Source organism: Streptomyces olivaceoviridis, assembly GCF_014650115.1.
Classification (GTDB): Bacteria; Actinomycetota; Actinomycetes; order Streptomycetales; family Streptomycetaceae; genus Streptomyces; species Streptomyces olivaceoviridis.
Genome location: NZ_BMUI01000011.1, coordinates 44,747 through 71,241, shown reverse-complemented (window position 1 = coordinate 71,241; position 26,495 = coordinate 44,747). Strand labels below are relative to the sequence as shown.

The window sequence follows — 26,495 nt, the reverse complement described above, 5'->3', positions numbered from 1 at the left end:
GCGTGCCGCCGGCTTGCACCTCACGTGACGTGAGGCCGCAGCGTGGAGGCGTACCGACGACAAGGAGCGGAAAGTGAGCTACTCCGTGGGACAGGTCGCGGGGTTCGCCGGCGTCACGGTGCGCACCCTGCACCACTACGACGAGATCGGCCTGCTCGTGCCCAGCGAGCGGACGTACGCCGGCCACCGGCGCTACAGCGACACCGACCTCGACCGGCTCCAGCAGATCCTGTTCTACCGGGAGCTCGGCTTCCCGCTCGACGAGGTCGCGGCCCTGCTCGACGACCCGGACGCGGACCCGCGCACACACCTGCGCCGCCAGCACGACCTGCTGACCGCCCGGATCGAGAAGCTGCAGAAGATGGCCGCGGCCGTGGAGCACGCCTTGGAGGCACGCACGATGGGCATCAACCTGACGCCGGAGGAGCGGTTCGAGGTCTTCGGGGACAAGGACCCCGAGCAGTACGCCGAGGAGGCGGAGCAGCGCTGGGGCGGCACCGAGGCGTACGCCGAGTCGCAGCGCCGCGCCGCGACCTACACCAAGGAGGACTGGAAGCGCATCCAGGCCGAGGTCGACGACTGGGGCGAGCGCTACGCCGCCCTGGTCGCCGCCGGCGAGCAGCCGGCCGGCGAGGCGGCCATGGACCTGGCCGAGGAACACCGGCGGCACATCGGCCGGTACTACTTCGAGGTCCCGTACGAGATGCACCGGTGCTTCGCGGAGATGTACGTCTCCGACGAGCGCTTCAAGGCGTTCTACGACTCCATGCGCCCCGGCCTCGCCGAACACCTGCGCGACGCGATCCTCGCCAACGCGGACCGGCACACCACCCCCTGACGTCCGGGCCCGGGCCGGTCCCCGGCCCGGGCCTCACCCGGCACGCGGTGGAACCCGGGGTGGTCCCCTTACGTTGATACTTTTGTACGGCGCCCCATCGACGTCTCAGTCGCCGTAGCCGCCTTCACCCCCCAGGGAGCCCGGACCCGTGATGACATTCGCCCTCGGCCCGAGCTGGCTGGATCCCAACTATCTGCTCGACACGTACAGCATCTGGGGTCTGCTGCTCATCGTCTTCGCCGAGTCCGGCCTGCTCATCGGCTTCTTCCTGCCGGGTGACTCGCTGCTGTTCACCTGCGGCCTGCTGATCACCTCCGGGGACCTCGACTTCCCGCTGTGGGCCGCCATCGCGCTGATCTGCCTCGCCGCGGTCCTCGGCGACCAGGCGGGCTACATGTTCGGCAGGAAGGTCGGCCCCTCCCTGTTCAACCGCCCGGACTCCCGCCTGTTCAAGCAGGAGAACGTCACCAAGGCGCACGAGTTCTTCGAGAAGTACGGCCCGAAGTCCCTGGTCCTGGCCCGCTTCGTGCCGGTCGTGCGCACGTTCACGCCGATCATCGCGGGCGTCAGCGGCATGAAGTACCGCTCGTTCCTGACCTTCAACGTCATCGGTGGCGTCCTGTGGGGCGCGGGCGTCACCCTGCTCGGCTCCTGGCTCGGCAACATCGGCTTCGTCAAGAAGAACATCGAGGCGATCCTGATCCTGATCGTCCTCGTCTCGGTGATCCCGATCGCGATCGAGTACCTGCGGGCGCGCGGCAAGAGCAAGAAGGCCGGGCAGACCGCCCCGGAGCCCCCGCAGCAGCCCGCCTACCAGCAGCCGCAGTACCAGCACCCCCCGGTCATGGACGACGCCACGACCCGCCTGCGGCGCGTCGAGCCCGAGCAGCCGTACACCCCGCAGTACGAGCAGCCGTACCAGCAGCCCCAGCAGCAGGACTGGAACCAGGGCTACGACAACCAGGGCTACGACAACCAGGGCTACGACAACCAGGGCTACGGCCACGGCCACCAGGGCTACGACAACCAGGGGTACGACGACCAGGGGTACGACACCAGCCAGTCCTACGGCCGGCAGCAGTACCCGCAGCAGCAGTACCCGCAACAGCAGTACGACCCCAACCAGTACCCGCCGTACGACAACCGCGGCCACTGACCGGGGGCGCGGGGGACGGGGAGGCTCAGAACCCGCGCGTCCGCTTGGCGGCCCGGCGCTTACCGGCGGAGCCGACCCGCAGGAACAGCCGGGAGATCTCCGACCCCAGGTTGACCCCGATGGCGATGGCCATCGCCAGCGACGCGGCCTTGGCCAGCGACACCAGCCCCTTGTCCACGTCGTTCTGCGCCATGGACAGCAGCCCGAAGTACGTCGCCGAACCGGGCAGCAGCGGCCCGATCGCCGCCGTCGTGTACGGCAGCGCAGAGGCGAACCGGTACCGGGACAGCAACTGCCCGAACAGCCCCACGAGCCCCGCCGCCACGGCCGTGGACGCCACCGGCGAGATGTCGCCCGCGTAGCGCATCGCGCCGTACACCGACCAGGCCACCCCGCCGTTGAGGGTCACCCAGAGCACGGTGGACCGTTCCTGCTGGAGCAGCACCGCGAAGGTCAGCGACAGCAGCATCGAGGCCGCGATCTGGATCAGCGGCCGGTCGGAGATGCCCAACTGCGCGTCCGGATTGAGCTTGCCGCCGATCTTCACACCGAAGTACAGGACGGTCAGCACCCCGGTGACGATGCCGACGAAGAAGTACATGACCTCCAGCAGCCGGGCCGAGGCGGTGATGTAGAAGCCCGTCAGCCCGTCCTGCACCCCCGCCACGAGCGCCCGCCCGGGCAGCAGCGCGAACAGCCCACCGGTGATCACCGCGGACGCCTTCACGTCCACGCGCGCCAGCGTCAGCGCCACCCCGATCGCCGCGGGCGGCATCGCGGCCACCGTGAACTGGTAGAACTCCGGCAGTCCGCGCCCCGCGCACAGCCACGCCAGCCGGTCGCCGAGCATCGCGCCGACGGCCGCCGCCAGGAACACGACCGGGTCACCGCCGACCAGCACGGAGGCCGCACCGGCCAGCAGCCCGCTCGCCAGGGTCAGCGCCCAGCCGGGGTACGGGTGCCGGTTGCGGCGGATCTCCGCCAGCCGCCGGTAGGCCTCCTCCAGGGAGACATGGGTCTCCGGGTCGGTCAGGTCGTCCACCAGCCGGAAGACGGCCGCCAGCCGCGTGTAGTCGGTGCCCCGCCGCCGGACCGTCCGGGACGCCGTCACCGGGTCCTCCACCAGGGACGGCTGGTGCGAGATGGACAGCAGCGTGAAGGTGACGGTCGGTTCGCACCGGTCCAGGCCGTAGGACCGGCACACCGCGAACATCGCGGCCTCCACGTCCTCCGCGCCCTCACCGCCGGCCAGCAGCAGCTCCCCGATACGCAGGGTCAGGTCCAGCACGCGCGGGACGGCCGGACCGCCCTCCTCCACGCGCTGCACCGGCTCCGGCGCCGGCCGGTCCGCCACCGGCATGCGCAGCATCGTGCGCATCCGGTCCTGCCAGGGCGCGTCCTTGATCAGGCTGACCAGCGGCACGCCGGTGGCCGGGGTGAACGCGGCCGGCGCGGTCTGCGCGCTGTAGGTGCTCGGCGTGCCGAACGCCGAACCCTCCGGCTCGGCACTCGGCGGCTGTGGCGTCTCCAGCCCCTCCGGCACCGCAAACTCGGAGGTCGTCTCCGACTCACCGCCCCTCGGGACGTCGAGACCCTCGGGAATGGCGAACTCGGACGTGATCTCCGGGTCGTACCGCGCCTCGTCCGACCGGGGCTTGCGCTCTTCCGCCTCCGTCACCTCGCACCGCTCCCTGTACCGCACTTGCCGTAAGCATCAGTATGCGCACACGTACCCGCACGGGCCGTAAGTGTGCGGACATGCGAAACGGGCCGCACGCGCACGCGTGCGGCCCGTTCGCGCGAGCGGGCGCTCAGTGGCCGCCCTGCTCCTTGAAGCGCTTGTAGGACCGCTCGATCTCCGCCTCGGCGTCCGACCGGCCGACCCAGTTGGCGCCCTCGACCGACTTGCCGGGCTCCAGGTCCTTGTAGACCTCGAAGAAGTGCTGGATCTCCAGGCGGTCGAACTCCGACACGTGGTGGATGTCGCGCAGGTGCTCCACGCGCGGGTCGGTGGCCGGGACGCACAGCAGCTTGTCGTCGCCGCCGGCCTCGTCCGTCATGCGGAACATGCCGATCGCGCGGCAGCGGATGAGGCAGCCCGGGAAGGTCGGCTCGTCCAGGATGACCAGCGCGTCGAGCGGGTCGCCGTCCTCGCCGAGGGTGTTCTCGACGAAGCCGTAGTCGGTCGGGTAGGCGGTCGAGGTGAAGAGACGACGGTCCAGGCGGATCCGACCGGTCTCGTGGTCCACCTCGTACTTGTTCCGCGAACCCTTCGGGATCTCGATCGTGACGTCGAACTCCACCGGTGGCTCCTCCATGATCAGCACATAGTTCTGGTGGTTAAGTGTCCCTCACGCAGGTGTGTGATCGCGAAAGGGGCTGGTGGTCGTGCCTGAGCTGAGGCCTTGGCGAGCCGCGAGACCGCGCGTGGCGCGGATCGTGACCGCCGTACGACCGGGTCTGGCGCGCGCCGTGACGGCCGCCCGGCCGCGGATCGCGCGGCTGACGGAAGCCGTCCGTGTCAGGCCTGTGCACCTCCCCCGTCCGCGGACCGTCAGGACCTGGCACTACACCGCGGGCGCCGCCACCGCCGGCCTGGCGCTGGCCGCCGGCGTGGTGACCGTGGCCGGTCCCTGGGACGCCAACGGTCAGCGTACGGCCGAGCGGGACCGCGCCGCCGCACTGGAGCGGTCAGGTGGCGCAGATCACGGCGGCTCCGGCAAGGCCGCCGGGGCGCCGCGGCCCGCGCCGAGCGCCGCGCCCGTGCTGACGGGCCTCGGCGGCGCCACGGGCGCCGCCGTCGGCACCAAGAAGACCCCTCCGGACGCGAACGCGCTCTCGGGCGTCCTGGACCCCCTCCTGGAGGGGCCCGCGCTCGGCAGCAGCCACGCGGCGGCCGTCGTCGACGTCACGACCGGTGAACGCCTCTACGACGCCGACGCCGGCAAGGCCCTCACGCCGGCCTCCACCACCAAGATCGCCACCGCCGTCGCCGCGCTGTCCGCCCTCGGCCCCGACCACCGCCTCACCACCCGCACCGCCCTGGAACCCGACACCCGGGAACTCGTCCTGGTCGGCGGCGGCGACCCCACCCTCACCGCGCACGCCAAGGCCGGCGGCTGGGCCGGCCTGCGGGCCCTGGCGTCGGACACCGCGAAATCACTCGACAAGCGCGGCATCCACAAGATCACCCTCTCGTACGACACCACCCTCTTCACCGGCCCCGCCCTGCACCCCATCGGCGTCAACGACAACCTCGCCCCGATCAGCGCCCTCACCGTCGACGAGGGCCGCACCGACGCCTCCACCGACGGCCCGGCGCCCCGCGTGGCCGATCCGGCGGCGGACGCGGCCACCCGGTTCGCGGCCTTCCTGAAGGACGCCGGCATCACCACCACGGCCCCCGGCCCCTCCAAGGCCAGCACGCGCGCGGAGACCCTCGCCCGCGTCTCCTCGCCGCCGCTGTCGGAGCTGGTCGAACGGATGCTCACCAACAGCGACAACGACATCGCGGAGGCCCTGGCGCGGCACACCGCCCTGGCGAGCGGGCAGCCCGCCGGCTTCGACGGCGGCGCGAAGGCCATCGCCACCCAGCTGCGCAAGCTCGGCCTGCCGATGGCCGGCGCCGCCTTCCACGACGGCAGCGGCCTGAACCGCGACGACCGGCTCACGGCCGACCTCCTCACCGCCCTCCTGGTCAAGGCGGGCGACCCCGGCCGCCCCGGCCTGCGCCCGGTCCTCACCGGCCTCCCCGTGGCCGGCTTCACCGGCACCCTGAGCACGCGCTACACCGACGGCGCGGCCGGCCTCGTACGCGCCAAGACGGGCACGCTGACCGGCGTGAACACCCTCGCGGGCACGGTCGTCGACAAGACCGGCCACCTCCTGGCCTTCGCCTTCCTGGCCTCGGGCACGACCAATCCCATGGAGGCCCAGTCGGCCCTGGACACGGCGGCGACAGCCCTGACGCGCTGACCGCCGAGAGCCACCCGCCGCCGCGGGCCCGACCGTGCGGGCCGGGCTCACACAGGTGGGGCGGAAAGCACGGTCGGCCCCCGGCACGGCCGCCCGCGCCGGGTGACCGGAAAGCACGGTCGGGCCTGTCGGTATCCCCACGGCCTGCCCGAAATGGGGCCGCTCACGTACGGTTGACAACATGACTGGCTTCGGTGGCACCGCATCTCCCGGGATGGTCGACTGGAACCTCGCGGTGGCGACCGCGACCCGCCTCGTACGTCCCGGCCCCGATGTCAGCCGGGACGAGGCCAGGGCCGTCGTCGCGGAGCTGCGCCGGCATGCGAAGGCCTCGGAGGGACACGTCCGGGGCTTCACCCGTATGGGCACCGAGGAGACCCACGACACCCCCGTCCTCGTCGTCGACCGCCCCGGCTGGGTCCGCGCCAACGTCGCCGGCTTCCGCGAGATCCTCCGCCCGCTCCTGGAGAAGATGCAGGAACGGCGCGGCAGCAACCCGGGCAGCGCGGTCCTCGGCGCCGTCGGCGGCAAGGTCACCGGCGTCGAACTCGGCATGCTCCTGTCGTTCCTGTCCTCCCGCGTCCTCGGCCAGTACGAGACCTTCGCCCCCGCCACCCGCGACCTCCCGGCCGGCGAGAACGGCGGCGGCCGGCTGCTGCTCGTCGCGCCCAACATCGTCCACGTCGAACGCGAACTCGACGTCGAGCCGCACGACTTCCGCCTGTGGGTGTGCCTGCACGAGGAGACCCACCGCACGCAGTTCACCGCCGTGCCCTGGCTGCGGGACCACCTGGAGGGCGAGATCCAGTCGTTCTTGGCCGAGACCGACGTCGACCCGATGACCTTCCTGGAGCGCATCCGGGACGCCGCGCAGTCCCTGGCCGGCGGCCGGCCCGAGGGCGAGGAGGAGGACGGCGGACGCTCCTTCGTGGAACTGGTGCAGACCCCCGCCCAGCGGGAGATCCTCGGCCGGCTCACCGCCGTGATGTCGCTGCTGGAGGGGCACGCCGACTACGTCATGGACGGCGTCGGCCCGAGCGTCGTACCGACCGTCGCGGAGATCCGCGAGAAGTTCCAGCAGCGCCGCGCGAAGGGTGCCTCCCGCCTGGACATGGCCCTGCGCAAGCTGCTCGGTCTGGACGCCAAGCTGAGGCAGTACCGGGACGGCGAACGGTTCGTACGCGCCGTGGTCGAACAGGTCGGCGTCGACGGTTTCAACCGCGTCTGGACCTCGCCCAACACCCTTCCCACCAAGGCGGAGATCGCCAAACCGGCGGACTGGGTCGCGCGGGTGCACCGCAAGGCCGAGTCGTGAACGGCATGGGGACGTCGTGAAAGGAATCCGGCTGACGGCAGGCGAACGCCCCTCCAATCACCCGTCCGAGGGACCGTGAGCCATGCGTAGGCGTGCAATGCTCGGGGAACGGCCCGCTTCTGTCACCATCTACACACTCTGAGTGACCGTCCCGGGTTCACCCCCCGAAAACTTCATGAAGGGAACCGGACATGGGTCCCCATCCTGCGGTCGCGGCGATACGCCTGGCGGTTCGCCGCGTCCTCCACGACATCCTGAACGACCACCAGGGCCTTCCCGCGCAGCCGGACGGCGCGCGCCCGGACCGGACGGCCGAGCGGCCCCCCTCCCCGCTCGTCCTCGTCGCGTGCTCCGGCGGCGCCGACTCCATGGCCCTCGCCTCCGCCCTCGCCTTCGAGGCACCCAAGCTCGGCGTCCGGGCCGGCGGGGTCACCGTCGACCACGGCCTCCAGCCCGGCTCCGACCTCCGCGCCGACGAGGTCGTCCTGCGGCTGCGCGGACTCGGACTCGATCCGGTCGAGTCCGTCGCCGTGACCGTCGGTCGCGCGGGCGGCCCCGAAGCCGCCGCCCGCGACGCCCGCTACGCCGCCCTGGACGCCGCCGCCGAACGCCACGGCGCCGCCGCGGTCCTGCTCGGCCACACCCGGGACGACCAGGCCGAAACCGTCCTGCTGGGCCTCGCCCGCGGCTCCGGCATCCGCTCCCTGTCCGGCATGGCCGCGGTCTCGGGGGCCGGCGGCCGTTACCGGCGGCCCTTCCTGCAACTCGACCGGCAGACCGCCCGCAAGGCCTGCATGGTCCAGTCGCTGCCCGTCTGGGACGACCCGCACAACGCCGACCCCGCCTACACCCGCTCCCGGCTCCGGCACGAGGGCCTGCCCGCCCTGGAGAAGGCCCTCGGCAAGGGCGTCGTGGAGGCGCTCGCCCGCACCGCCCAGCTCTCCCGTGACGACGCCGACGCCCTGGACGCCTGGGCGCGGCAGGCCGAGGCCTCCGTACGGGACGCCACCGGCCTGCTGGAGTGCGCCAAGCTGTACGCCCTCCCGCCCGCCGTGCGCCGCCGGATCCTGCGCCGCGCCGCCATCGAGGCCGGTGCCCCGGCCGGTGCGCTGTTCGCCCGCCACATCGAGGAAGTCGACCGCCTGATCACCGGCTGGCGCGGCCAGGGAGCCATCAATCTCCCGGGCAAAGTCGTCGCGCAGCGGCAGGGTGGCAGACTGGTGATTCGGCAAGGCTGAATCCCCACCCTCCCGGAGCGACCCTCCGGCGGGCCGGGCAGCCGGAGGCCGTGCGTGCGGCCGGAGCCGGTGGCCGCGCACGCGGCCGTAAGTGCGGGACGACCGAAAGTGATGCGGGTGGACGCGAAAGACATGGGTGCCGACCTCCAGCAGGTGCTCATCACCAAGGAAGAGATCGACGCGAAGCTGGCCGAGCTGGCCGCGAAGATCGACGCGGAGTACGCGGGCAAGGACCTGCTCATCGTCGGCGTCCTCAAGGGCGCGGTGATGGTCATGGCGGACCTCGCCCGGGCGCTGTCCACCCCCGTCACCATGGACTGGATGGCCGTGTCCTCCTACGGCGCGGGCACCCAGTCCTCCGGTGTCGTGCGGATCCTCAAGGACCTCGACACCGACATCAAGGGCAGGCACGTCCTGATCGTCGAGGACATCATCGACTCCGGCCTGACCCTGTCCTGGCTGATCAACAACCTCGGCTCCCGCGAGCCCGCCTCCCTGAAGGTGTGCACGCTGCTGCGCAAGCCGGACGCCGCCAAGGTCGCCATCGAGGTGGAGTGGGTCGGCTTCGACATCCCGAACGAGTTCGTCGTGGGCTACGGCCTCGACTACGCCGAGAAGTACCGCAACCTGCCGTTCGTCGGTACGCTCGCGCCTCACGTCTACGGCGGCTGAGCCAGTCGGCCCAAGCCCGGTAGGACGATCGGGAACCCCAGCGGGTTCCACGCCGTTGAACGGTGCAGAGACGGGTTTCCCAGCCGTCGAAACGGCTCCGTGCGGCTTCGGGCAACAATGCTGGGGTACCGTCAGAAGAACTGTCTTATCAAACTCACTATGGCAGGAGGGACGGGGCGACACCGCTCCGTATGGATGGACGTGAAGCGATACTTCCGTGGGCCGGTCATGTGGATCGTGCTGGCCGTCCTTGCCGTGGTCGTGTTGATGCAGGTCGTCGGCTCGTCCGGCGGCTACAAGACGGTGGACACCGGCCAGGTCGTGGCGGCGATCAACGACAACAAGGTCGAGTCGGCCAAGCTCACCACCGGTGACGAGCAGAGCATCAAGGTCACGCTCAAGGACGGCTACAAGGTCGAGGGCAGCTCGAAGATCCAGGCGAGCTACATCGGCGACCAGGGTGTGACCGTCGCCGGCACGCTGCAGACCAAGTACCAGGACAAGCAGATTCCGGACGGCTACACGGTCTCGCCGTCCAAGCAGAACCCGTTCGTCGGCGTCCTGCTCTCGCTGCTGCCCTTCGTCCTGATCGTGGTCGTCTTCCTGTTCCTGATGAATCAGATGCAGGGCGGCGGCTCCCGGGTCATGAACTTCGGCAAGTCCAAGGCGAAGCTCATCACCAAGGACACCCCGAAGACGACCTTCTCCGACGTCGCGGGCTGCGACGAGGCCGTCGAGGAGCTCCAGGAGATCAAGGAGTTCCTCCAGGAGCCGGCCAAGTTCCAGGCCGTCGGCGCCAAGATCCCCAAGGGCGTGCTGCTCTACGGCCGCCCGGGTACCGGCAAGACCCTGCTCGCGCGCGCCGTCGCCGGCGAGGCGGGCGTCCCCTTCTACTCGATCTCCGGTTCCGACTTCGTCGAGATGTTCGTCGGTGTCGGTGCCTCCCGGGTCCGTGACCTGTTCGAGCAGGCCAAGGCGAACGCCCCGGCGATCGTCTTCGTGGACGAGATCGACGCGGTCGGCCGTCACCGCGGCGCCGGTCTCGGCGGCGGTCACGACGAGCGCGAGCAGACGCTGAACCAGCTGCTCGTCGAGATGGACGGCTTCGACGTCAAGGGCGGTGTGATCCTGATCGCCGCCACGAACCGCCCGGACATCCTCGACCCGGCGCTGCTGCGCCCCGGCCGCTTCGACCGGCAGATCGCGGTCGACCCGCCGGACCTCCAGGGCCGCCTGGAGATCCTCAAGGTCCACCAGAAGGGCAAGCCGGTCGCGCCCGACGTCGACCTGTCCGCCGTGGCCCGCCGCACCCCGGGCATGACCGGTGCCGACCTCGCCAACGTGCTGAACGAGGCCGCGCTGCTCACCGCCCGCGGCGACCAGAAGCTGATCGACAACAAGGCGCTGGACGAGGCGATCGACCGTGTGGTCGCGGGCCCGCAGAAGCGGACCCGGATCATGTCGGACAAGGAGAAGAAGATCACCGCGTACCACGAGGGCGGCCACGCCCTGGTCGCGGCGGCCTCGCCGAACTCCGACCCGGTCCACAAGATCACGATCCTGTCCCGTGGCCGTGCCCTCGGTTACACGATGGTCCTGCCGGACGAGGACAAGTACTCGACCACGCGCAACGAGATGCTCGACCAGCTCGCCTACATGCTGGGCGGCCGGGCGGCCGAGGAACTGGTCTTCCACGACCCGACCACGGGCGCCGCGAACGACATCGAGAAGGCCACCAACCTGGCCCGCGCGATGGTCACCCAGTACGGCATGACCGAGCGCCTCGGCGCGATCAAGTTCGGAGGCGACAACTCCGAGCCGTTCCTGGGCCGTGAGATGGCGCACCAGCGCGATTACTCGGAAGAGGTCGCCGCGCTGGTGGACGAAGAGGTCAAGAAGCTGATCGAGACCGCGCACAACGAGGCCTGGGAGATCCTGGTCGAGAACCGCGACGTGCTCGACAACCTCGTGCTCCAGCTGCTGGAGAAGGAGACCCTGGGCAAGGAGGAGATCGCCGAGATCTTCGCCCCGATCGTCAAGCGCCCGCCGCGGCCCGCCTGGACCGGTTCCTCCCGCCGCACCCCGTCCACCCGCCCGCCGGTGCTCTCCCCGAAGGAGCTGGCACTGACCAACGGTGCGAACGGCGCGACGGCGGCGATCAGCACGGCGAAGTCCACCGCCGCGGAGTCCGCCCCGGTGACGGAGCAGACCCCGGAGGACCGCTCCGAGAGCTGACCGCGCAACGGCCACGAGGGCTGGAATGAATGCCGCGTCCCCCAGGTTTTAGCCTGGGGGCGCGGCATTTCGGTTGTCCGCAGACGGAACGCGAGGCACACCCGCGTGCAAGGCACAGGAACGAGGAACCAGATGACCGACCCGGTGACGCTGGACGGCGAGGGCCCCATCGGCGAGTTCGACGAGAAGCGCGCCGAGAACGCCGTACGCGAACTGCTGATCGCGGTCGGCGAGGACCCGGACCGTGAGGGCCTGCGGGAGACGCCGGCCAGGGTCGCGCGTGCCTACAAGGAGATCTTCGCCGGTCTGTGGCAGAAGCCGGAGGACGTCCTGACGACGACGTTCGACCTGGGGCACGACGAGATGGTCCTGGTGAAGGACATCGAGGTGTACTCGACCTGCGAGCATCATCTGGTGCCGTTCCGGGGTGTCGCCCACGTCGGCTACATCCCCTCCGAGACCGGCAAGATCACCGGCCTGTCCAAGCTGGCCCGCCTGGTCGACGTCTACGCCCGCCGGCCGCAGGTGCAGGAGCGCCTCACCACACAGATCGCGGACTCCCTGATGAACATCCTGGAGCCGCGGGGCGTCATCGTGGTCATCGAGTGCGAGCACATGTGCATGTCCATGCGGGGCATCCGCAAGCCGGGCGCGAAGACCATAACGTCCGCGGTCCGCGGTCAGCTGCGGGACGCGGCGACGCGGAACGAGGCGATGAGCCTCATCATGGCGCGCTGAGCGAGCCGCTGTACGTGCCGGGGCGCGGGGCCGGGGGTCAGGCCACCGGCTCCGCGCCCTGGTGGTTCTGGTCGTCGTCCTCGGGGAGCTTGCAGACCCGCTCCAGGAAGATGGCGGCGGCTATCACACCGATGCCGGCCAGGACCGAGAAACCGGCGTAGATCGCCTGGTCGCGGCGGGCCGGGATGTCCAGCAGCTCCAGCAGGAAGACGCCCGTGCCGCCGTACATGCCGGCGACGAGCGCGGCCACCAGGGCGCTGGCCTGGCCGAAGACGACCGCCCGGGCGGCCATCAGCGGGTCGACGCCCTTGGCGCCGGGCCGGCGCTCGCGCTGGGCCCGGAGACGGGCGCGCAGCGACAGTGCCGTCGAGAGCAGGACCACCGCGATCAGCGCGAGGACGACGGGGGCGGCCAGGGGGACGCTGGGGAGGGTCCCGATCGAGTTCCAGAGGCGGGCGCCCGCCCAGGACAGGACGCCTGCCACGACGAACACGCCCGCCAGCACCCTGATGCGCAGCTCTCTCACGGTGTCCCTTCAGTTCCCCCGGACCATCCCGGACGGTGGTCGTCTTGGTCTTGACCCGTCTCGACCTTAACGACTACTCGGGCAGCCGGAGTTCCAGGTCCGCGCGGGGCGCGACACCCTCCCGGGTGACGGCGGACAGCAGATCGGCCACCGTGCCGCGGCCGGGGAGCTGTGCCTGCGGGTCGACGTCGTGCCAGGGCGCGAGCACGAAGGCGCGCTCGTGGGCGCGCGGGTGGGGCAGGGTGAGCCGCGGGTCGTCCGAGGTGACGCCGGCGTAGGCGACGATGTCGACGTCCAGCGTGCGCGAGCCCCAGCGCTCGTCCCGGACGCGGTGGAAGGCCTCCTCCACGGCGTGCGCCCGCTCCAGCAGGGACGACGGGGGCAGCGTCGTCTTGAGGACCACGACCGCGTTGAAGTACGACGGCTGGCTGCCCGGCTCCACGCCCCACGGCTCGGTCTCGTACACCGGGGAGACGGCCTTCACCCGGACTCCCGGGGTGTCCTCCAGGGCGTCGACGGCGCCCTGGAGGGTCTCCAGGCGGTTGCCGAGGTTGGAGCCGATGGAGATCACGGCCCACTTCGGGTTGCTCAGCGTCGTGTCGGCGGCGTCGACCTGCTCGACGACCGAGGCGGGCACCGGCTGGACGGTCGGGTCGCTGTGACCCTGGTGGAAAGGTCGGGTCATACTCGGCTCCGGGTGATGGTGACGGTCACGTCGTCGAAGGGGACGGTGATCGGGGCGTCCGGCTTGTGGACGCAGACCTCGACCTGCTCGACCCCTTCGTGCTTCAGGCAGGTCCGGGCGATCCGCTCGGCGAGGGTCTCGATGAGGTTCACCGGCTCGCCCTCGACCACGGCCACGACCTCCTCGGCCACGATGCCGTAGTGCACGGTCTTCGTCAGGTCGTCGTCGGCCGCGGCCGGCCGGGTGTCCAGGCCGAGGACCAGGTCCACGATGAAGGTCTGGCCCTCCTCGCGCTCCTTGGGGAACACACCGTGGTGCCCGCGGGCCTTGAGGCCGCGCAGCGCGACACGATCCACGCGAATCACTCCTGCAATCGTCGGGAACGACCGGCCCGTGCCGCGTGCGGGCGGCACACCGGCCTCAGACGAATCTACCTGCGGGCACTGACAAAGCCGGGCCGCGGGGGCGTGGGCACGGGCCGGTGTCCGCAGGGTTCACCGGCCGTTTCCCCATGGGAACCCGGCCCTGTCATGGGCTGGTAGCCGCTCCTACCCCGAGGTAGGTGATTCCAACCACTTCTTCGGGTCAGGCCAGGGGTTCGTCGTCCGGGTTCACGCCGTTCACCTGGTTGTCGTCGTCCTCGTCGGTCTCGGCCAGCACGGGGGAGGCGTGGTGCGACCAGAGCTTCCAGCCGGAGGGAGTGCGCCGGAACACGTTCGTGGCGACGACGAGCTGGCCGACCAGCGGGCCGAGCTCCGCGCCCTCCTCGGGGGCGGGGCCGCCGCTGAGGATGTTCTCCGTGCAGGTCACGAGCGCGGTGTCGCCGGTGACGGAGACATGCACATCGGTGAGGAAGAACTGGATGTAGTCGGTGTTGGCCATGATCAGCGCGTACGACCTGAGGACCTCGCCGCGGCCGGTGAGCACCGGCCAGCCGGGGTGGACGCAGGAGATGACCCCGCTGTCCGCGGGGTCGTGGTACGTCTCGTCCACGCCCAGGTCGGCGGGGGTCAGCCAGAGGGAGGAGACCTCCTCGAAGTCGCCGCGTTCGAGTGCCTCGTAGAAGGCGGTGTTGGCGGCCTCCACCTGCTCGACATCGGTGTGGGGGGCGCTCACCGCTCTCCTTCCGCCCCGTGCTCGCCGCCGGTGCCGGGCGCGCTCGCCGCGCCGCGCGCCTCCTCCACGGCCCGGGCGACCCGGACCGCGTCCGCCGTGGCGCGCACCTCGTGCACGCGCACCGCCCACGCGCCGGCGTGCGCGGCGAGCGCGGAGACGGCTGCCGTGGCCGCGTCGCGCTCCCGGGCCGGCGGGGGCGCCCCCTGCGGCCCGGCGAGGACCCGGCCGAGGAACCGCTTGCGGGAGGCGGCGACCAGCAGCGGGTGCCCGAGGGAGGCCAGCCGGTCGAGGCGGGCGAGGAGGGCGAGGTCGTGCTCGGCCTCCTTGGAGAAGCCGAGGCCCGGGTCGACGACGATGCGGTCCGGGGCGATACCGCCCGCCAGAACGGCCTCCACGCGCGCGTGCAGTTCGTCCACGACTTCCCCGACGACGTCCTCGTAGACGCCCTTGACGTTGCCGCCCTGGAGGAAGCCGCGCCAGTGCATGACGACGAAGGGGGCGCCCGCGTCGGCGACCACCGGGACCATCGCGGGATCGGCGAGGCCGCCGCTGACGTCGTTGACGAGGGCGGCGCCTGCCGCGAGGGCCTGTGCGGCGACGGAGGCGCGCATGGTGTCGACGGAGACGACGACGCCCTCGGAGGCGAGGCCCCGCACCACGGGGATGACCCGTCGCAACTCCTCCGCCTCGTCCACGCGCGGGGCACCGGGCCGGGTGGACTCGCCGCCGACGTCGACCAGATCCGCGCCCTCGGCGACCAGATCCAGGCCGTGCTTGACGGCGGCGGTCGTGTCGAACCAGCGGCCGCCGTCGGAGAAGGAGTCGGGGGTCACGTTCACGACCCCCATGACCGCGCACCGGTCCCATGCCGGAAGGCCGGCGACTCGGCCGCGCCCGCTGAGGTTGTTCATACGTTCAGCGTAGGCCCCAGCCCATGCCGGAACGCGCTGCGCCCCGGGCGCAGGCCCCGGGGCCGGAGGGGATGCGGCGTCCTCCCGGGCCGGTCCCGGGGCCGTACCGTTCGGCGTGTCGGGGCTCGGGAGGCAGGTGGGCGGCTCAGGCCGCCCGGACGTCCCGTTCGGTCACCGCGTGCGCGCACGCGCGCTGGGCCGTCGACCGGCGCCGGCGCAGGAAGCGCGGCAGCGGCACGGCGAGGTTGACGAAGCCCTCCGCCTGCATGGCGGCGAAGCCGATGCGGGGCAGGTCGGCGGAGGCCCGGTAGACCACGAACCGCGGTTCCCAGCGCGGCTGGAACTTGGCGTTGAACTTGTACAGCGACTCGATCTGGAACCAGCGCGAGAGGAACACCAACAGTCCGCGCCAGGCGCGCAGCACCGGGCCGGCGCCGATCTTCTCGCCGCGTGCGAGGGCGGAGCGGAACATCGCGAAGTTCAGCGAGACCCGGGTGATGCCCAGCCTCGGGGCGGCTTGCAGGGCGGCGACGATCAGCAGTTCGTTCATGCCCGGGTCGGCGCTGCGGTCGCGGCGCATCAGGTCCAGCGACACGCCGTCCTCGCCCCACGGGACGAAGTGGAGGATCGCCTTCAGGTCGCCGTACTCACCCTGCGCGTCATCCTGCTTGTGGGCGGTGGCGATCAGGCAGTCGCCGTCGGCCGGGTCGCCGATGCGGCCGAGCGCCATGGAGAAGCCGCGCTCGGTGTCCGTGCCGCGCCAGTCCTCCGCCGCCCGGCGGATCCGCTCCAACTCGGCCTCGCCGACGTCACGGATGCGCCGTACCCGGGTTTCGTAGCCGGCCCGCTCGATGCGCTTGACCATCTGTCGCACGTTGCGCATCGCGCGTCCGGCGAGCGAGAAATCCGCCACGTCCACCACCGCCTCGTCGCCCAGTTCCAGGGCGTCCAGGCCGGTCTCACGGGTCCACACCTCGCCACCGGTCTCCGAGCAGCCCATGACCGCGGGCGTCCAGGAGTGGGCCCTGGCCTCGTCCATGAAGCGCTCGATGGCGCCCGGCCAGGCCTCGACGTCGCCGATGGGGTCGCCGCTGGCGAGCATCACGCCGGACACGACCCGGTAGGTGACCGCGGCCTTGCCGCTCGGCGAGAACACCACGGCCTTGTCGCGGCGCAGCGCGAAGTGGCCGAGCGAGTCGCGCCGGCCGTGCTTCTCCAGCAGCGCGCGCAGCTTGACCTCGTCGTCCTCGGTGAGGCGGGCGGCGGGGTGCTCCGGCCGGAAGGCCAGGTAGATCGTGGTGACGGCGGTGATCCAGCCGAGGGCGCCGAGGGAGAAGGCGACCGTCCAGGAGGTGTTGCCCTGGTAGTCGACCGGGCCCTCGAAGCCGGCCAGGCCGTAGATGACGTGCGTCAGCCGGTCGGCCAGGCTCGGGTCGCCGATCGTCCGGTGCGGGTGGACGCTGACGATGACGAGGCCGAGGGCGAGGGAACCGGCGCTCATGAGCACGAAGTTGGCGAGCGCGCGCCACCTGCTGCGCGGATCGGGCAGGGCCGCGAACTGGTCGCGGTGGCGCAGCAGCGGCACCAGCAGCGCGACCGAGATCAGCATGCCCACGACCGAGTGACGGTAGGCGAACTGCGCCACCGCACCCGCCGGGAGCAGCGCGACCGCCGCGCGCCAGGCCCGGCGCTTGCGCCGTTTGAGCCCGTGCGCGAGCAGCAGCAACAGCACGCCCGCGCTGAGTGAGAGCGCCGCCGCGAACGGCCCGAAGGAGCCCGGCAGCACCTCCGCTATGGCGTGCATGCGGCTGTGACGGAAGCGCGGGAACACACCCGCGGCGATGTCCAGGACGCCCACGAGCGCGGCGGCCCTGCCGACCACGGCGGGGACGGCCTCGGGGCGCGGGCCGCGCAGTATGCGCCGCGCCCGGCTTGATCGGCCCGGAACCTCGCCCGACATTTCCCCATCTATCCTGACAGACATCGCATCCCGTAGTTCTGCGAGAGACCTTGAACCCGGGCCCGATCGGGCATCCGGCGACATTGCGCCCTCTAGGACGGTGTCGCGGGGAGAGAGGTTCACTCCCCACCGGAAAGTCGGGTCAAAGGCCAAGGAAAGCCCCGGGCAAGCCCTCGCAATCTCGCGCGGGCACGACACGGGCGGAAAGCACAGGCAGGTAACAGCCCATGGGTCTCACGAGCAACAAAGTGCTGGTGCTGGCGATTCTGATCGCCGTCGTGCTGTTCATCGGCACGGTATGGCTGTGGCCGCGCCTGGCCCGTTCGAGCTGGCGGGCCGTCAGCGGGCGGGTCGGTCTACTGCTGTTCACCCAGATGGCCCTCTTCGCCTGCGTCGGGCTCGCCGCCAACCAGGCCTTCGGCTTCTACGCGAGCTGGGCGGACCTGTTCGGCCAGGAGACCGACCAGGGGATCGTGGTCGACCACTCGGCCAACGGCAGCACCGGCGGCCCGCTCCAGGTGGTCTCCACCTCCGACGTGCCGGGCGTGAAGGCCGCGCGGCCGGAGACCGGCGGGCAGATACAGAAGGTCGACATCGTGGGCCGTACGACCCGCATCGCCACACCGGCGTACGTGTACCTGCCGCCGGAGTACTTCCAGCCGCAGTACCGCACGCGCACGTTCCCGGTGGCGGTCGTGCTGACCGGCTACCCGGGCACCGCGCGGGCGCTGGTGGAGAAGCTGGACTACCCGAGCACTGCGCAGCGGCTGGCCAAGGACGGGCGGGTGCAGCCGATGATCCTGGTGATGCTGCGGCCGACCGTGGCACCGCCGCGGGACACCGAGTGCGTCGACGTGCCGGGCGGGCCGCAAGCCGAGACGTTCTTCGCCAAGGATCTGCCGGAGGCCGTCCTCGGGCACTACCGGGCCGGCAAGCGGCCGGGCAGTTGGGGCCTCGTCGGCGACTCCACGGGCGGCTACTGCGCCCTCAAGCTCGCCATGCACCACCCGAACGTGTACGCGGCCGGCGCGGGCCTCTCGCCGTACTACAAGGCGCCGATCGACCCGACCACCGGTGACCTCTTCCACGGCGACGAGAAGCTGCGCAACCGTGCCGACCTGTTCTGGCTGCTGGAGCACGAGGACGCGCCGGACACCTCACTGCTCGTCACCAGCAGCAAGGTCGGCGAGCAGAACTACAAGGCCACGCTGAAGTTCATCCAGCGGGTCCAGGCCACGAATCTGACCCGGGTCTCGTCGATCATCCTCGGCAGCGGCGGGCACAACTTCAACACCTGGCGGCGCGAGATCCCGCCGACGCTCCAGTGGCTCAGTGGGCGGCTCACCGACCGCTGAGCCGTTTCGGCCCCGACGCCCCGTGAAGCCCACGGTGTGGCCGTGTTTTTACGGGGCGGGGGCCCACGATTCCCCTACGCGCGGTAAGTTTCTGGCCATGCCACGTGGACGCCACCGCCATTCCCCGCCTCTGCACCGGCTGTTGCCCCTGTCGGCGATCGCCGGCGTCTCCGTCGCCTGCGCGCTGGGTCCGTGGGTGTTCTCCGAGGCCACCGTGTTGCGCGCGCTGGCCGCGGCGGCCGCCGCGACGGCGGTCGTCGGCGCGGTCGTGATGCGCCGCTGGGACGCGCAGGCGGGCAAGCAGGTCGCCGAACTCACACGCGCGCGTGCGGGCGACGAATGGCGGCACGAGGAACGGGTCGCCGAACTGGAGACCGACCTGGAGGAGTCCCGCGAACTGCGCGCGAAGCTGGAGCAGCGGCTGCGCGCCAAGCGGGCGGAGCTCGCGGGCCTGCGCAACGAGCACGCGGCCCTGCTGCGCCGGTACGCCACGGCGGAGACCGAGCGCGCCAGCGCCCTGGAGGGACGGCGGCTGCTGGAGATCGAAGCGGCGGTGCCCGAGCCGGAGCCCGTGTCTTCGGCGCGCGCTCTGCCGCCGGCGCGCAGCGCCGAACCCGCGGCCGCCGCGCGTCCGGAGGTGCCCGGCACCGAGGAGCGGCCGGCGGCGTTCTCACCCGGGGGCGCCCAGCTGTACCGGCGGGCGCTGACGGCCCTGGCGCGGTTCGACCGGCAGGGTCCGGACCAGGGGGAGGGCGGGGTCGAGGCCGACGCCGACGCCGACGTCCAGGGGGACGAGCCCGAGGCGGCGGAGTTCCGGGCCGCGCGGCTTGCGTCCGCCGAGCCCGCCGGCGCCACCGAGTCCGCTGACGCTGCTGAGGCGGCCGATTCCGCCGAGTCCGTCGCCGTCGCGTCGCAGACGTCCGGGCCGGAGGCCCACCCGGCTCCCGAGGAGGCCGCCGTCGAGGCCGCCGTCGCCAAAGGAGAACCCGCGGCGGACGGCGTGACGGAGGGCGCCGACCCCGCGCCGGCCACCGAAGCCGCGTCCGTGGGCCGGCCTCCCGCCGGGCACTTCACCGTGCCGACCGCGGTGGCCGTCGTACCGGCGGCGCCCGTGCGGCGCCCGGTGGTCGAGGGCGGTTTCGACTTCTTCGGCACCCAGAAGGGCGCGCCGAAGACCACGCTGGACTCCGTGCAGAACGAGGACCTCGCCGACGTCGTCGGCCCCGAGGCGCTCGCCGTGCACAAGGCCGAGTCCGAGGCCGGGTTCAAGGCCGCCGACGCGCGGTCCCGGGGGATCGGCCAGGTCATCGACCTGACCGCGCACGACGAGACCGAGCAGATCGACATCCAGGGTCTGCGCAGCGCGGCCTCCTGAGCCGACGTCAGCCGTACGGACCGAGCACCGGGCCCGGCCTTCCCGCGAGGGGAGCCGGGCCCGAGGCGTCGGTGCGGTGGGGCGTCGAGGCCGCGCCGGTCAGCCGGTGGTCATCCAGCGGTCCGGGAGGGCGTCCCGGCGGCCCGTGCGGGACCTGTCCGCCTGCTCGTCCAGGAGCCGAGCGGCCTCCTCGGCGCCGCGCAGCCGGGCCGTCACGGTCTTGTTGGCGCCGGTGTCCACATGGACGTCGGCGAGGCCCCAGAGCCGCTCCCAGGGCCCCTGGGTGAGCCGTACGCTCTGCACCTTGGCGTGCGGAACGAGCGAAAGCCGACGGCACATCAGGCCGCTGCGGGCGGCGAACACCGCGCCGGTGACCGCCAGCCCGTGCCCGCGCCACCACAACGGCACGCACCACCGCGCGCGGCGCGGCACCCGCGACAGCTCCCGGGGCACGGTCACGCCGGGCAGCACGCGCGCGACGACGGTTTCGGCGACCGCGCGCGGGGCGACCGGGATCAGCACGGAGTTGGCGGATCCGGCCACGTCCAGTTCCACCCGCACCCAGCCCGCCCACCGCCACAGCAGCGGCTCCACGATCCGCACCGTCTGCACCCGGCCGGGCGGCACCGTCTCGTGCGTACGGTCGAGCAGCCCGTGGTCGATGCGGAGCCCGTCCGGGGACTCGCCGATCGTCCAGTCGAACTCCGCGACGAACCGGCCCACGCTCCTCGCACCGGCCGCGCCGACCAGGGGCAGGGCGGTCCCGACGACCGTCCACAGGCTGTGGGTGATGAGCCACAGCACGGTCGGGACCACCAGGGCGGCGCACAGCGAGCCCCAGGTGGCGCCCGTCAGCACCAGGGAGCGTGCCAGCTCGCGCGGGGGCACGCGCAGCAGTACACGCGCCGGTGCCTCTCCGACCTCGCGCGCCGTCTCGGGCGCGAAACCCGCCGCGCGCGCGAGCAGTTCCGCGCGCAGGGCGCGTGCCTCCCGCTCGCCCAGGAAGGCCAGCTCGTCCTTTCTCTCGGCGCCGACGACGTCGATCCGCAGTTTCGCCACGCCCGCCACGCGCGCGAGGAGCGGACGCGAGACGTCCACGGCCTGGACGCGCTCCAGCCGGATGTGCGCGGTGCGCCGGAACAGCAGCCCGGTGCGTATGCGCAGTTCGGTGTCGGTGACCGCGTAGTGCGTGAACCACCAGGACAGGAAGCCGTAGAGGCCGGCCGCCGGCACCAGTACCGCGAGCCCCAGCAGGAGCACGGTGCCGGTCAGCCGGTTGAGCTGTTCCTGGGCGCCGTTCGGGTCGTGCGCGGCCCAGCCGGCCAGCACCGCGAGCGGCGCCCACGCCCGGCGGAAGGGCGTGACCGGGTGCAGCCGGCGCTCGGTGACGGGCGGGTGCTGCGGTGTGCCGTCGTGCGGTGTGCCACCGGCCGGTATGCCGTCGCCGGGTATGCCGTCGGTGCCGTCGGGGGCGGTCACAGGCCCGCCGATCGTGCCTCGCCCAGCTCGGTCAGCCGGTCGCGCAGGCGCTCCGCCTCGGCCGGGTCGAGGCCGGGGATGGTCGCGTCGGTCGCGGCGGCGGCCGTGTGCAGCTGCACGGTGGCCAGCCCGAAGCGCCGCTCCAACGGCCCGGAGGTCACCTCCACCAGGTGCATCCGCCCGTACGGCACCACCGTCTCCTCACGCCACAGGACACCCCGGCTGATCAGCAGGTCGTCGGCGCGCTCGGCGTACCGCCACGAGCGCCAGTTGCGCTCCAGCAGCCACCAGCACCAGACGGCGCACGCCGGCGGCAGCAGCGCCCAGACCGCCCACGCGGGCCCCACGAGAAGGCCCGGCAGGAGCCCCGCGGCGAGCGCGAGCACCGTCGTCCACACCACCAGCAGCAGTCGGCGCACCCGCAGCAGCCCGGGCCCCAGCGCGCGCCACACCGGCCGGTCCGCCGGCGCTCCGGTCCCTTCGGGACTCCCCGTTTCCATGAGCCCAGCGTACGTAGGGGAAACTGGGCCCATGACTCCTACGACGGAGACCACGGTCGGTATCGGCGGCGCGGCGGAGAGCACCGACATGGTGCTCAACATCGGGCCCCAGCACCCGTCCACGCACGGTGTGCTGCGGCTCAGGCTGGTGCTGGACGGGGAGCGCATCGTGCGCGCCGAGCCGGTGATCGGCTACATGCACCGGGGTGCCGAGAAGCTCTTCGAGGCGCGCGACTACCGGCAGATCATCGTGCTCGCCAACCGCCACGACTGGCTGTCGGCGTTCTCGAACGAGCTGGGCGTGGTCCTCGCGGTGGAGCGGATGCTCGGCATGGAGGTCCCCGGGCGGGCGGTGTGGACGCGCACGCTGCTCGCCGAGCTGAACCGGGTGCTGAACCACCTGATGTTCCTCGGCTCCTACCCGCTGGAGCTGGGCGGGATCACGCCGGTGTTCTACGCGTTCCGGGAGCGCGAGGTGCTCCAGAACGTCATGGAGGAGGTCTCCGGCGGGCGCATGCACTACATGTTCAACCGTGTCGGCGGCCTCAAGGAGGACCTGCCGGCCGGCTGGACCGCACGCGCGCGTGAGGCCGTCGCCGCGGTGCGCTCGCGCATGGACGTCTTCGACGACCTGGTGCTCGGCAACGAGATCTTCCGGGGGCGCACCCGCGGGGTGGGCGTGCTGGCACCGGAGGCGGTGCACGCCTACGGCGTGAGCGGGCCCGTCGCGCGCGCCTCGGGCGTCGACTTCGACCTGCGCCGCGACGAGCCGTACCTGGCCTACGGCGATCTCCAGGACACCCTGAAGGTCGTCACCCGGAGCGAGGGCGACTGCCTCGCCCGGTTCGAGGTGCTGCTGACGCAGACCCACAACGCGCTGGACCTCGCCGACGCCTGCCTGGACCGGCTCGCCGAGCTGCCGCCCGGGCCGATCAACCAGCGGCTGCCGAAGGTGCTGAAGGCGCCCGAGGGGCACACGTACGCGTGGACCGAGAACCCGCTCGGCATCAACGGCTACTACCTGGTGAGCAAGGGCGACAAGACCCCGTACCGGCTGAAGCTGCGCTCGGCCTCGTACAACAACATCCAGGCGCTGACCGAGCTGCTGCCGGGGACGCTGGTGGCGGACATGGTGGCGATCCTGGGATCGATGTTCTTCGTGGTCGGCGACATCGACAAGTAGCCGGCGGCATCGGCAAGCAGGGCTTCACGGCCCGGGCGCGGCCCGCGGGTCCGGCTCCAGGGGGTCCGGGACGCCCACCGGCTGGAGCAGCCAGCCGAAGTCGCCGAGGCCGCCCGGTGCCGTCAGCTCGGCTGCCTCACCGGCGCTCGCGAGGGCGCGCACATAGGCGGAGGGGTCCGAGGAGGCGAGCGCGAGCGGGGGGCGTGCGCCGGTGATGTCGAGGGCGCGCAGAGCAGCGCGTTGCGTGAGCAGACGCGCGCTGGGAAGCTCCCGCGCCGTGCATGAACGCGCCGTGTATGAAGGCGCAGGCAGCGTGCCGGTGGGCGGGTGTGCCGTACCGGCCGCCGCCGCGCACGCGTCCAGTGCCACATGGGCCGTGATGTCACAGGAGCCGTCCGGGACGGGCGCCGTCTCCCGTCCCTCGCGGAAGCCGGTGAGGGTGCCGAACGGGGGGCGCGCGTCCACCGTGTGCGCGTAGTCCACGGCCACCGCGAGCCCTCGTACCACCCGGTCCACGGCCGACGCCCAGGCCCGGTCCCGGGGCAGCCCGATCTCCGCCCGCAGCCCCTGCTCGGCCGGCAGCGGCCACCAGCGCGCGAGCCAGTCGGCCGGCGCGCCCGTCACGGGCTCCCCGAGCCGCTCGGAGCCGTCCTCCGCGACGAGCACCAGCCGGGGCACGCCCGCGGAGTCCACCTCCGCGACGTCCACGGGCACGTTGTCCAGCCACTCGTTGGCGAACAGCAGCCCGGTGACCGCGTCCGGGAGCTCGCTCAGCCAGCTGATCCGTTCGTCCAGGGCGGCCGGGCGGTCGGCGATCTCGACGGCGTAGGCACGCGCGCGTGCGGCCACGTCGGCCGGCAGGGCGGCGAGCACCCCGCTGACCAGTTCCCCCCGCCCGGCACCCATGTCGACGAAGTCCAGCACCGGGGGCCGCCCGAGCGCCGCGTCGACCCGGCACAGCAGCCGGGCCACGGCCCGCGCGAACAGCGGGGAGGCGTGCACCGACGTGCGGAAGTGGCCCGCCGGGCCCTCCGGGCGCCGGTAGAAGCCGCCGGGCCCGTACAGGGCCGCACCGGCCGCCGCGAGCCAGCCGCGCGGGGCGCGATCCCCGCTGTTCCGGCGGGAGCCCTCCGCCGTCGTCCCATCCGTCACCGCACCAGACTAGGCACACCGGTGATCACGGCATCCACCTTGGGGAGTACGCGCGCCGGGCGCGGATCGGTCCTCCGGTTGACCCCTGCACGCATCTGGTTTCCCTACTCTGGGTTACGTGCAGCGCCTCTACGACTTCCTCCGCCGCCACCCGACCTGGGTCGACTCCTCCTGGGCCGTCGTCCTGTTCGGGCTGTCCGCGCTGAGCGTGGTCAATCTGGACGGGGTGCCAGGCCACCACGGGACGATCGCCGGCGGTATCGCCGTGTCCACCGTCCTGTGCGTCGTCGTGGCGCTGCGCCGCCGGTTCCCGGAGCCGATGCTGCTGCTCGCCCTCGTGGCCGGGCTGGTGCAGCTGCTCCTGGACATCGAGACGACCGTCGCCGACTTCGCCATGCTGGTGATCACCTACACGGTCGCGACCGTCGGCGCGCGCTGGGCCTCCCGGCTGGCGCTCGCGGTCAGCCTGTGCGCCGCGGCCGTGGCCCAGATCCGCTGGCCGGCCGAGGACACCGGCTTGCTCGGGCAGGCCGCCATAACGGTCTTCCAGACGGTGCCCTTCGCCCTCGCCTGGGTCCTCGGCGACTCCATGCGCACCCGGCGGGCCTACTTCGCCCAGCTGGAGGAGCGCGCGGCCCGCCTGGAGAAGGAGCGCGAGGCGCAGGCGAAGGTCGCGGTCGCCGCCGAGCGCGCCCGCATCGCGCGCGAGCTGCACGACGTCGTCGCGCACAACGTGTCGGTGATGGTGGTGCAGGCCGACGGCGCCGCGTACGTCATGGACACCGCCCCCGACCAGGCGAGAAATGCCCTGGAGACGATCTCCTCCACCGGCCGTCAGGCGCTGGCCGAGATGCGCCGCCTGCTGGGCGTGCTGCGCACCGGGGAGCACCAGGAGAGCGGGGAGTACGTCCCGCAGCCCGACGTCGAGCAGATCGACGACCTCATCGAGCAGTGCCGCAGCTCCGGCCTCCCGGTCGACTTCAAGGTGGAGGGCACCCCGCGGCCACTGCCCAGCGGCGTGGAGCTCACCGCGTACCGGATCGTGCAGGAGGCGCTCACCAACACCCGCAAGCACGGCGGGCCCCATGCGGGCGCGAGCGTCCGCCTGGTCTACTTCGACGACGGTCTCGGCCTGCTGGTGGAGGACGACGGCAAGGGCGCCCCGCACGAGCTGTACGAGGAGGGTGGCGCCGACGGACAGGGCCACGGCCTGATCGGCATGCGGGAGCGCGTCGGCATGGTCGGCGGCACCCTGGACGCCGGCCCGCGCCCGGGCGGAGGATTCCGCATCAGCGCCCTGCTGCCGCTCAAGCCGGCGCACTGACCGACCCATGATCCCGAACGGAAGAGGCCCGATGACGATCCGCGTGATGCTCGTCGACGACCAGGTGCTGCTGCGCACCGGGTTCCGGATGGTGCTAGCCGCCCAGCCGGACATGGAGGTCGTCGCGGAGGCGGGCGACGGCGTCGAGGCCCTCCAGGTGCTGCGGTCCACCGCCGTCGACGTCGTCCTCATGGACGTCCGGATGCCGAAGCTGGACGGTGTGGAGGCCACCCGGCGGATCTGCGCGGAGCCGGACGCGCCCAAGGTCCTCATCCTGACCACGTTCGACCTGGACGAGTACGCCTTCTCCGGGCTGAAGGCCGGCGCCTCCGGCTTCATGCTCAAGGACGTGCCGCCCGGTGATCTCCTCGCCGCCATCCGGGCCGTGCACAGCGGCGACGCGGTCGTGGCACCCTCCACCACCCGGCGCCTGCTGGACCGCTTCGCGCCGATGCTGCCCTCCGTCGGCAGGGAGCCCCAGCACAAGGAGCTGGAACGGCTCACCGAGCGGGAGCGCGAGGTCATGGTGCTGGTCGCGCAGGGCCTGTCCAACGGCGAGATCGCGGCCCGGCTGGTGCTGAGCGAGGCGACCGTGAAGACCCATGTGGGCCGCATCCTGACCAAGCTCGGGCTGCGCGACCGGGTGCAGGTGGTCGTGCTGGCGTACGAGACGGGGCTGGTACGCGCCGGCGGCCACGGCTGACGGCGACGACTCGGGCCCGCTCCACCGGCGCGGTCCGCAGGGCCGGCCCCGATTCCTCA

24 protein-coding genes are annotated in these 26,495 nt (G+C 72.2%); 13 read left to right on the top strand and 11 right to left on the bottom strand.

The window, feature by feature from the left end:
* Nucleotides 1–73: 73 nt before the first annotated feature.
* Nucleotides 74–838: a MerR family transcriptional regulator gene (locus tag IE273_RS21585; RefSeq protein WP_189816822.1), complete on the top strand. Its 765-nt coding sequence runs from the start codon at nucleotides 74–76 to the stop codon at nucleotides 836–838.
* Between the two features lie 148 nt (nucleotides 839–986).
* Nucleotides 987–1,994, top strand: coding sequence for a DedA family protein (locus IE273_RS21580; RefSeq protein ID WP_189816821.1), 1,008 nt, complete (start codon nucleotides 987–989; stop codon nucleotides 1,992–1,994).
* A gap of 25 nt (nucleotides 1,995–2,019) precedes the next feature.
* Here the strand turns inward: IE273_RS21580 and IE273_RS21575 are convergent, their stop codons facing one another.
* Nucleotides 2,020–3,672 (bottom strand): threonine/serine exporter family protein, encoded by a 1,653-nt coding sequence (locus IE273_RS21575; protein WP_189816820.1) that lies wholly within the window; start codon nucleotides 3,670–3,672, stop codon nucleotides 2,020–2,022.
* 133 nt (nucleotides 3,673–3,805) lie between these two features.
* On the bottom strand, nucleotides 3,806–4,297 hold the full coding sequence (locus IE273_RS21570; protein WP_014674108.1) for an inorganic diphosphatase: 492 nt from the start codon (nucleotides 4,295–4,297) through the stop codon (nucleotides 3,806–3,808).
* A gap of 124 nt (nucleotides 4,298–4,421) precedes the next feature.
* Between IE273_RS21570 and dacB the strand changes: the two genes are divergently transcribed.
* From dacB to folE, 6 genes are all read left to right on the top strand, one after another.
* Nucleotides 4,422–5,969 (top strand): D-alanyl-D-alanine carboxypeptidase/D-alanyl-D-alanine endopeptidase, encoded by a 1,548-nt coding sequence (gene dacB / locus IE273_RS21565; RefSeq protein WP_189816819.1) that lies wholly within the window; start codon nucleotides 4,422–4,424, stop codon nucleotides 5,967–5,969.
* 214 nt (nucleotides 5,970–6,183) lie between these two features.
* The gene (locus tag IE273_RS21560; RefSeq protein WP_189816969.1) at nucleotides 6,184–7,284 is read left to right on the top strand and encodes an Rv3626c family coenzyme F420 biosynthesis-associated protein; all 1,101 of its coding nucleotides are present in this window, start codon (nucleotides 6,184–6,186) and stop codon (nucleotides 7,282–7,284) included.
* 191 nt (nucleotides 7,285–7,475) lie between these two features.
* Nucleotides 7,476–8,522, top strand: coding sequence for a tRNA lysidine(34) synthetase TilS (gene tilS, locus IE273_RS21555; RefSeq protein WP_189816818.1), 1,047 nt, complete (start codon nucleotides 7,476–7,478; stop codon nucleotides 8,520–8,522).
* A gap of 111 nt (nucleotides 8,523–8,633) precedes the next feature.
* Nucleotides 8,634–9,194, top strand: a complete 561-nt coding sequence (gene hpt / locus IE273_RS21550; RefSeq protein ID WP_189816817.1) for a hypoxanthine phosphoribosyltransferase — start codon at nucleotides 8,634–8,636, stop codon at nucleotides 9,192–9,194.
* A 195-nt stretch (nucleotides 9,195–9,389) separates the two neighbouring features.
* A complete protein-coding gene (gene ftsH, locus IE273_RS21545) occupies nucleotides 9,390–11,429 on the top strand; it encodes an ATP-dependent zinc metalloprotease FtsH (protein ID WP_189816816.1) in 2,040 nt (679 codons plus the stop codon).
* A 132-nt stretch (nucleotides 11,430–11,561) separates the two neighbouring features.
* Complete coding sequence (gene folE / locus IE273_RS21540) at nucleotides 11,562–12,167, top strand: GTP cyclohydrolase I FolE (protein ID WP_189816815.1); 606 nt, start codon at nucleotides 11,562–11,564, stop codon at nucleotides 12,165–12,167.
* Nucleotides 12,168–12,204: 37 nt separating this feature from the next.
* Here the strand turns inward: folE and IE273_RS21535 are convergent, their stop codons facing one another.
* From IE273_RS21535 to IE273_RS21510, 6 genes are all read right to left on the bottom strand, one after another.
* Nucleotides 12,205–12,693 (bottom strand): DUF3180 domain-containing protein, encoded by a 489-nt coding sequence (locus IE273_RS21535; RefSeq protein WP_058081406.1) that lies wholly within the window; start codon nucleotides 12,691–12,693, stop codon nucleotides 12,205–12,207.
* 73 nt (nucleotides 12,694–12,766) lie between these two features.
* Complete coding sequence (folK, locus tag IE273_RS21530) at nucleotides 12,767–13,378, bottom strand: 2-amino-4-hydroxy-6-hydroxymethyldihydropteridine diphosphokinase (RefSeq protein WP_189816814.1); 612 nt, start codon at nucleotides 13,376–13,378, stop codon at nucleotides 12,767–12,769.
* On the bottom strand, nucleotides 13,375–13,734 hold the full coding sequence (gene folB / locus IE273_RS21525) for a dihydroneopterin aldolase (RefSeq protein ID WP_189816813.1): 360 nt from the start codon (nucleotides 13,732–13,734) through the stop codon (nucleotides 13,375–13,377). The genes folK and folB overlap by 4 nt, the downstream gene beginning before the upstream one ends.
* A 229-nt stretch (nucleotides 13,735–13,963) precedes the next feature.
* Nucleotides 13,964–14,494, bottom strand: coding sequence for a nuclear transport factor 2 family protein (locus IE273_RS21520; RefSeq protein WP_189816812.1), 531 nt, complete (start codon nucleotides 14,492–14,494; stop codon nucleotides 13,964–13,966).
* Nucleotides 14,491–15,405, bottom strand: coding sequence for a dihydropteroate synthase (folP, locus tag IE273_RS21515; RefSeq protein WP_189816811.1), 915 nt, complete (start codon nucleotides 15,403–15,405; stop codon nucleotides 14,491–14,493). Before folP ends, IE273_RS21520 begins: the two co-directional genes overlap by 4 nt.
* A gap of 145 nt (nucleotides 15,406–15,550) precedes the next feature.
* The gene (locus IE273_RS21510) at nucleotides 15,551–17,365 is read right to left on the bottom strand and encodes a phosphatidylglycerol lysyltransferase domain-containing protein (RefSeq protein WP_189816810.1); all 1,815 of its coding nucleotides are present in this window, start codon (nucleotides 17,363–17,365) and stop codon (nucleotides 15,551–15,553) included.
* Nucleotides 17,366–17,592: 227 nt separating this feature from the next.
* Here IE273_RS21510 and IE273_RS21505 point away from each other — a divergent pair, with 227 nt between their 5' ends.
* On the top strand, nucleotides 17,593–18,720 hold the full coding sequence (locus IE273_RS21505; protein ID WP_189816809.1) for an alpha/beta hydrolase: 1,128 nt from the start codon (nucleotides 17,593–17,595) through the stop codon (nucleotides 18,718–18,720).
* Nucleotides 18,721–18,817: 97 nt separating this feature from the next.
* The gene (locus IE273_RS21500) at nucleotides 18,818–20,095 is read left to right on the top strand and encodes a coiled-coil domain-containing protein (protein ID WP_189816808.1); all 1,278 of its coding nucleotides are present in this window, start codon (nucleotides 18,818–18,820) and stop codon (nucleotides 20,093–20,095) included.
* A 99-nt stretch (nucleotides 20,096–20,194) separates the two neighbouring features.
* On the opposite strand, the gene IE273_RS21495 is transcribed toward IE273_RS21500, so the two are convergent.
* A complete protein-coding gene (locus tag IE273_RS21495; RefSeq protein WP_506005259.1) occupies nucleotides 20,195–21,586 on the bottom strand; it encodes a PH domain-containing protein in 1,392 nt (463 codons plus the stop codon).
* Nucleotides 21,571–22,107 carry a PH domain-containing protein gene (locus IE273_RS21490; protein WP_506005257.1) on the bottom strand — a complete coding sequence of 179 codons (537 nt, stop codon included), beginning with the start codon at nucleotides 22,105–22,107 and terminating at the stop codon, nucleotides 21,571–21,573. The genes IE273_RS21495 and IE273_RS21490 overlap by 16 nt, the downstream gene beginning before the upstream one ends.
* Here IE273_RS21490 and IE273_RS21485 point away from each other — a divergent pair.
* Nucleotides 22,106–23,257: an NADH-quinone oxidoreductase subunit D gene (locus IE273_RS21485; RefSeq protein WP_189816806.1), complete on the top strand. Its 1,152-nt coding sequence runs from the start codon at nucleotides 22,106–22,108 to the stop codon at nucleotides 23,255–23,257. The two genes, IE273_RS21490 and IE273_RS21485, sit on opposite strands and share 2 nt — an antisense overlap.
* A 24-nt stretch (nucleotides 23,258–23,281) precedes the next feature.
* Here the strand turns inward: IE273_RS21485 and IE273_RS21480 are convergent, their stop codons facing one another.
* Entirely contained in the window at nucleotides 23,282–24,409 is a 1,128-nt protein-coding gene (locus IE273_RS21480; protein WP_189816805.1) for an SAM-dependent methyltransferase, read from the bottom strand.
* 118 nt (nucleotides 24,410–24,527) lie between these two features.
* Between IE273_RS21480 and IE273_RS21475 the strand changes: the two genes are divergently transcribed.
* The gene (locus IE273_RS21475) at nucleotides 24,528–25,733 is read left to right on the top strand and encodes a sensor histidine kinase (RefSeq protein ID WP_189816804.1); all 1,206 of its coding nucleotides are present in this window, start codon (nucleotides 24,528–24,530) and stop codon (nucleotides 25,731–25,733) included.
* 31 nt (nucleotides 25,734–25,764) lie between these two features.
* The gene (locus IE273_RS21470) at nucleotides 25,765–26,436 is read left to right on the top strand and encodes a response regulator (protein WP_189816803.1); all 672 of its coding nucleotides are present in this window, start codon (nucleotides 25,765–25,767) and stop codon (nucleotides 26,434–26,436) included.
* Nucleotides 26,437–26,495 lie beyond the last annotated feature (59 nt).

Excerpts from the sequence above, each read along its gene's own strand:
- hpt (WP_189816817.1), top strand. The coding sequence starts at position 8,634 with ATGCGGGTGGACGCGAAAGACATGGGTGCCGACCTCCAGCAGGTGCTC.
- IE273_RS21470 (WP_189816803.1), top strand. The coding sequence starts at position 25,765 with ATGACGATCCGCGTGATGCTCGTCGACGACCAGGTGCTGCTGCGCACC.
- IE273_RS21510 (WP_189816810.1), bottom strand. The coding sequence starts at position 17,365 with ATGTCGGGCGAGGTTCCGGGCCGATCAAGCCGGGCGCGGCGCATACTG.
- IE273_RS21490 (WP_506005257.1), bottom strand. The coding sequence starts at position 22,107 with ATGGGCCCAGTTTCCCCTACGTACGCTGGGCTCATGGAAACGGGGAGT.
- folK (WP_189816814.1), bottom strand. The coding sequence starts at position 13,378 with ATGACCCGACCTTTCCACCAGGGTCACAGCGACCCGACCGTCCAGCCG.
- folP (WP_189816811.1), bottom strand. The coding sequence starts at position 15,405 with ATGAACAACCTCAGCGGGCGCGGCCGAGTCGCCGGCCTTCCGGCATGG.
- IE273_RS21505 (WP_189816809.1), top strand. The coding sequence starts at position 17,593 with ATGGGTCTCACGAGCAACAAAGTGCTGGTGCTGGCGATTCTGATCGCC.
- IE273_RS21500 (WP_189816808.1), top strand. The coding sequence starts at position 18,818 with ATGCCACGTGGACGCCACCGCCATTCCCCGCCTCTGCACCGGCTGTTG.
- IE273_RS21560 (WP_189816969.1), top strand. The coding sequence starts at position 6,184 with ATGGTCGACTGGAACCTCGCGGTGGCGACCGCGACCCGCCTCGTACGT.
- IE273_RS21485 (WP_189816806.1), top strand. The coding sequence starts at position 22,106 with ATGACTCCTACGACGGAGACCACGGTCGGTATCGGCGGCGCGGCGGAG.
- folE (WP_189816815.1), top strand. The coding sequence starts at position 11,562 with ATGACCGACCCGGTGACGCTGGACGGCGAGGGCCCCATCGGCGAGTTC.
- tilS (WP_189816818.1), top strand. The coding sequence starts at position 7,476 with ATGGGTCCCCATCCTGCGGTCGCGGCGATACGCCTGGCGGTTCGCCGC.
- ftsH (WP_189816816.1), top strand. The coding sequence starts at position 9,390 with ATGGACGTGAAGCGATACTTCCGTGGGCCGGTCATGTGGATCGTGCTG.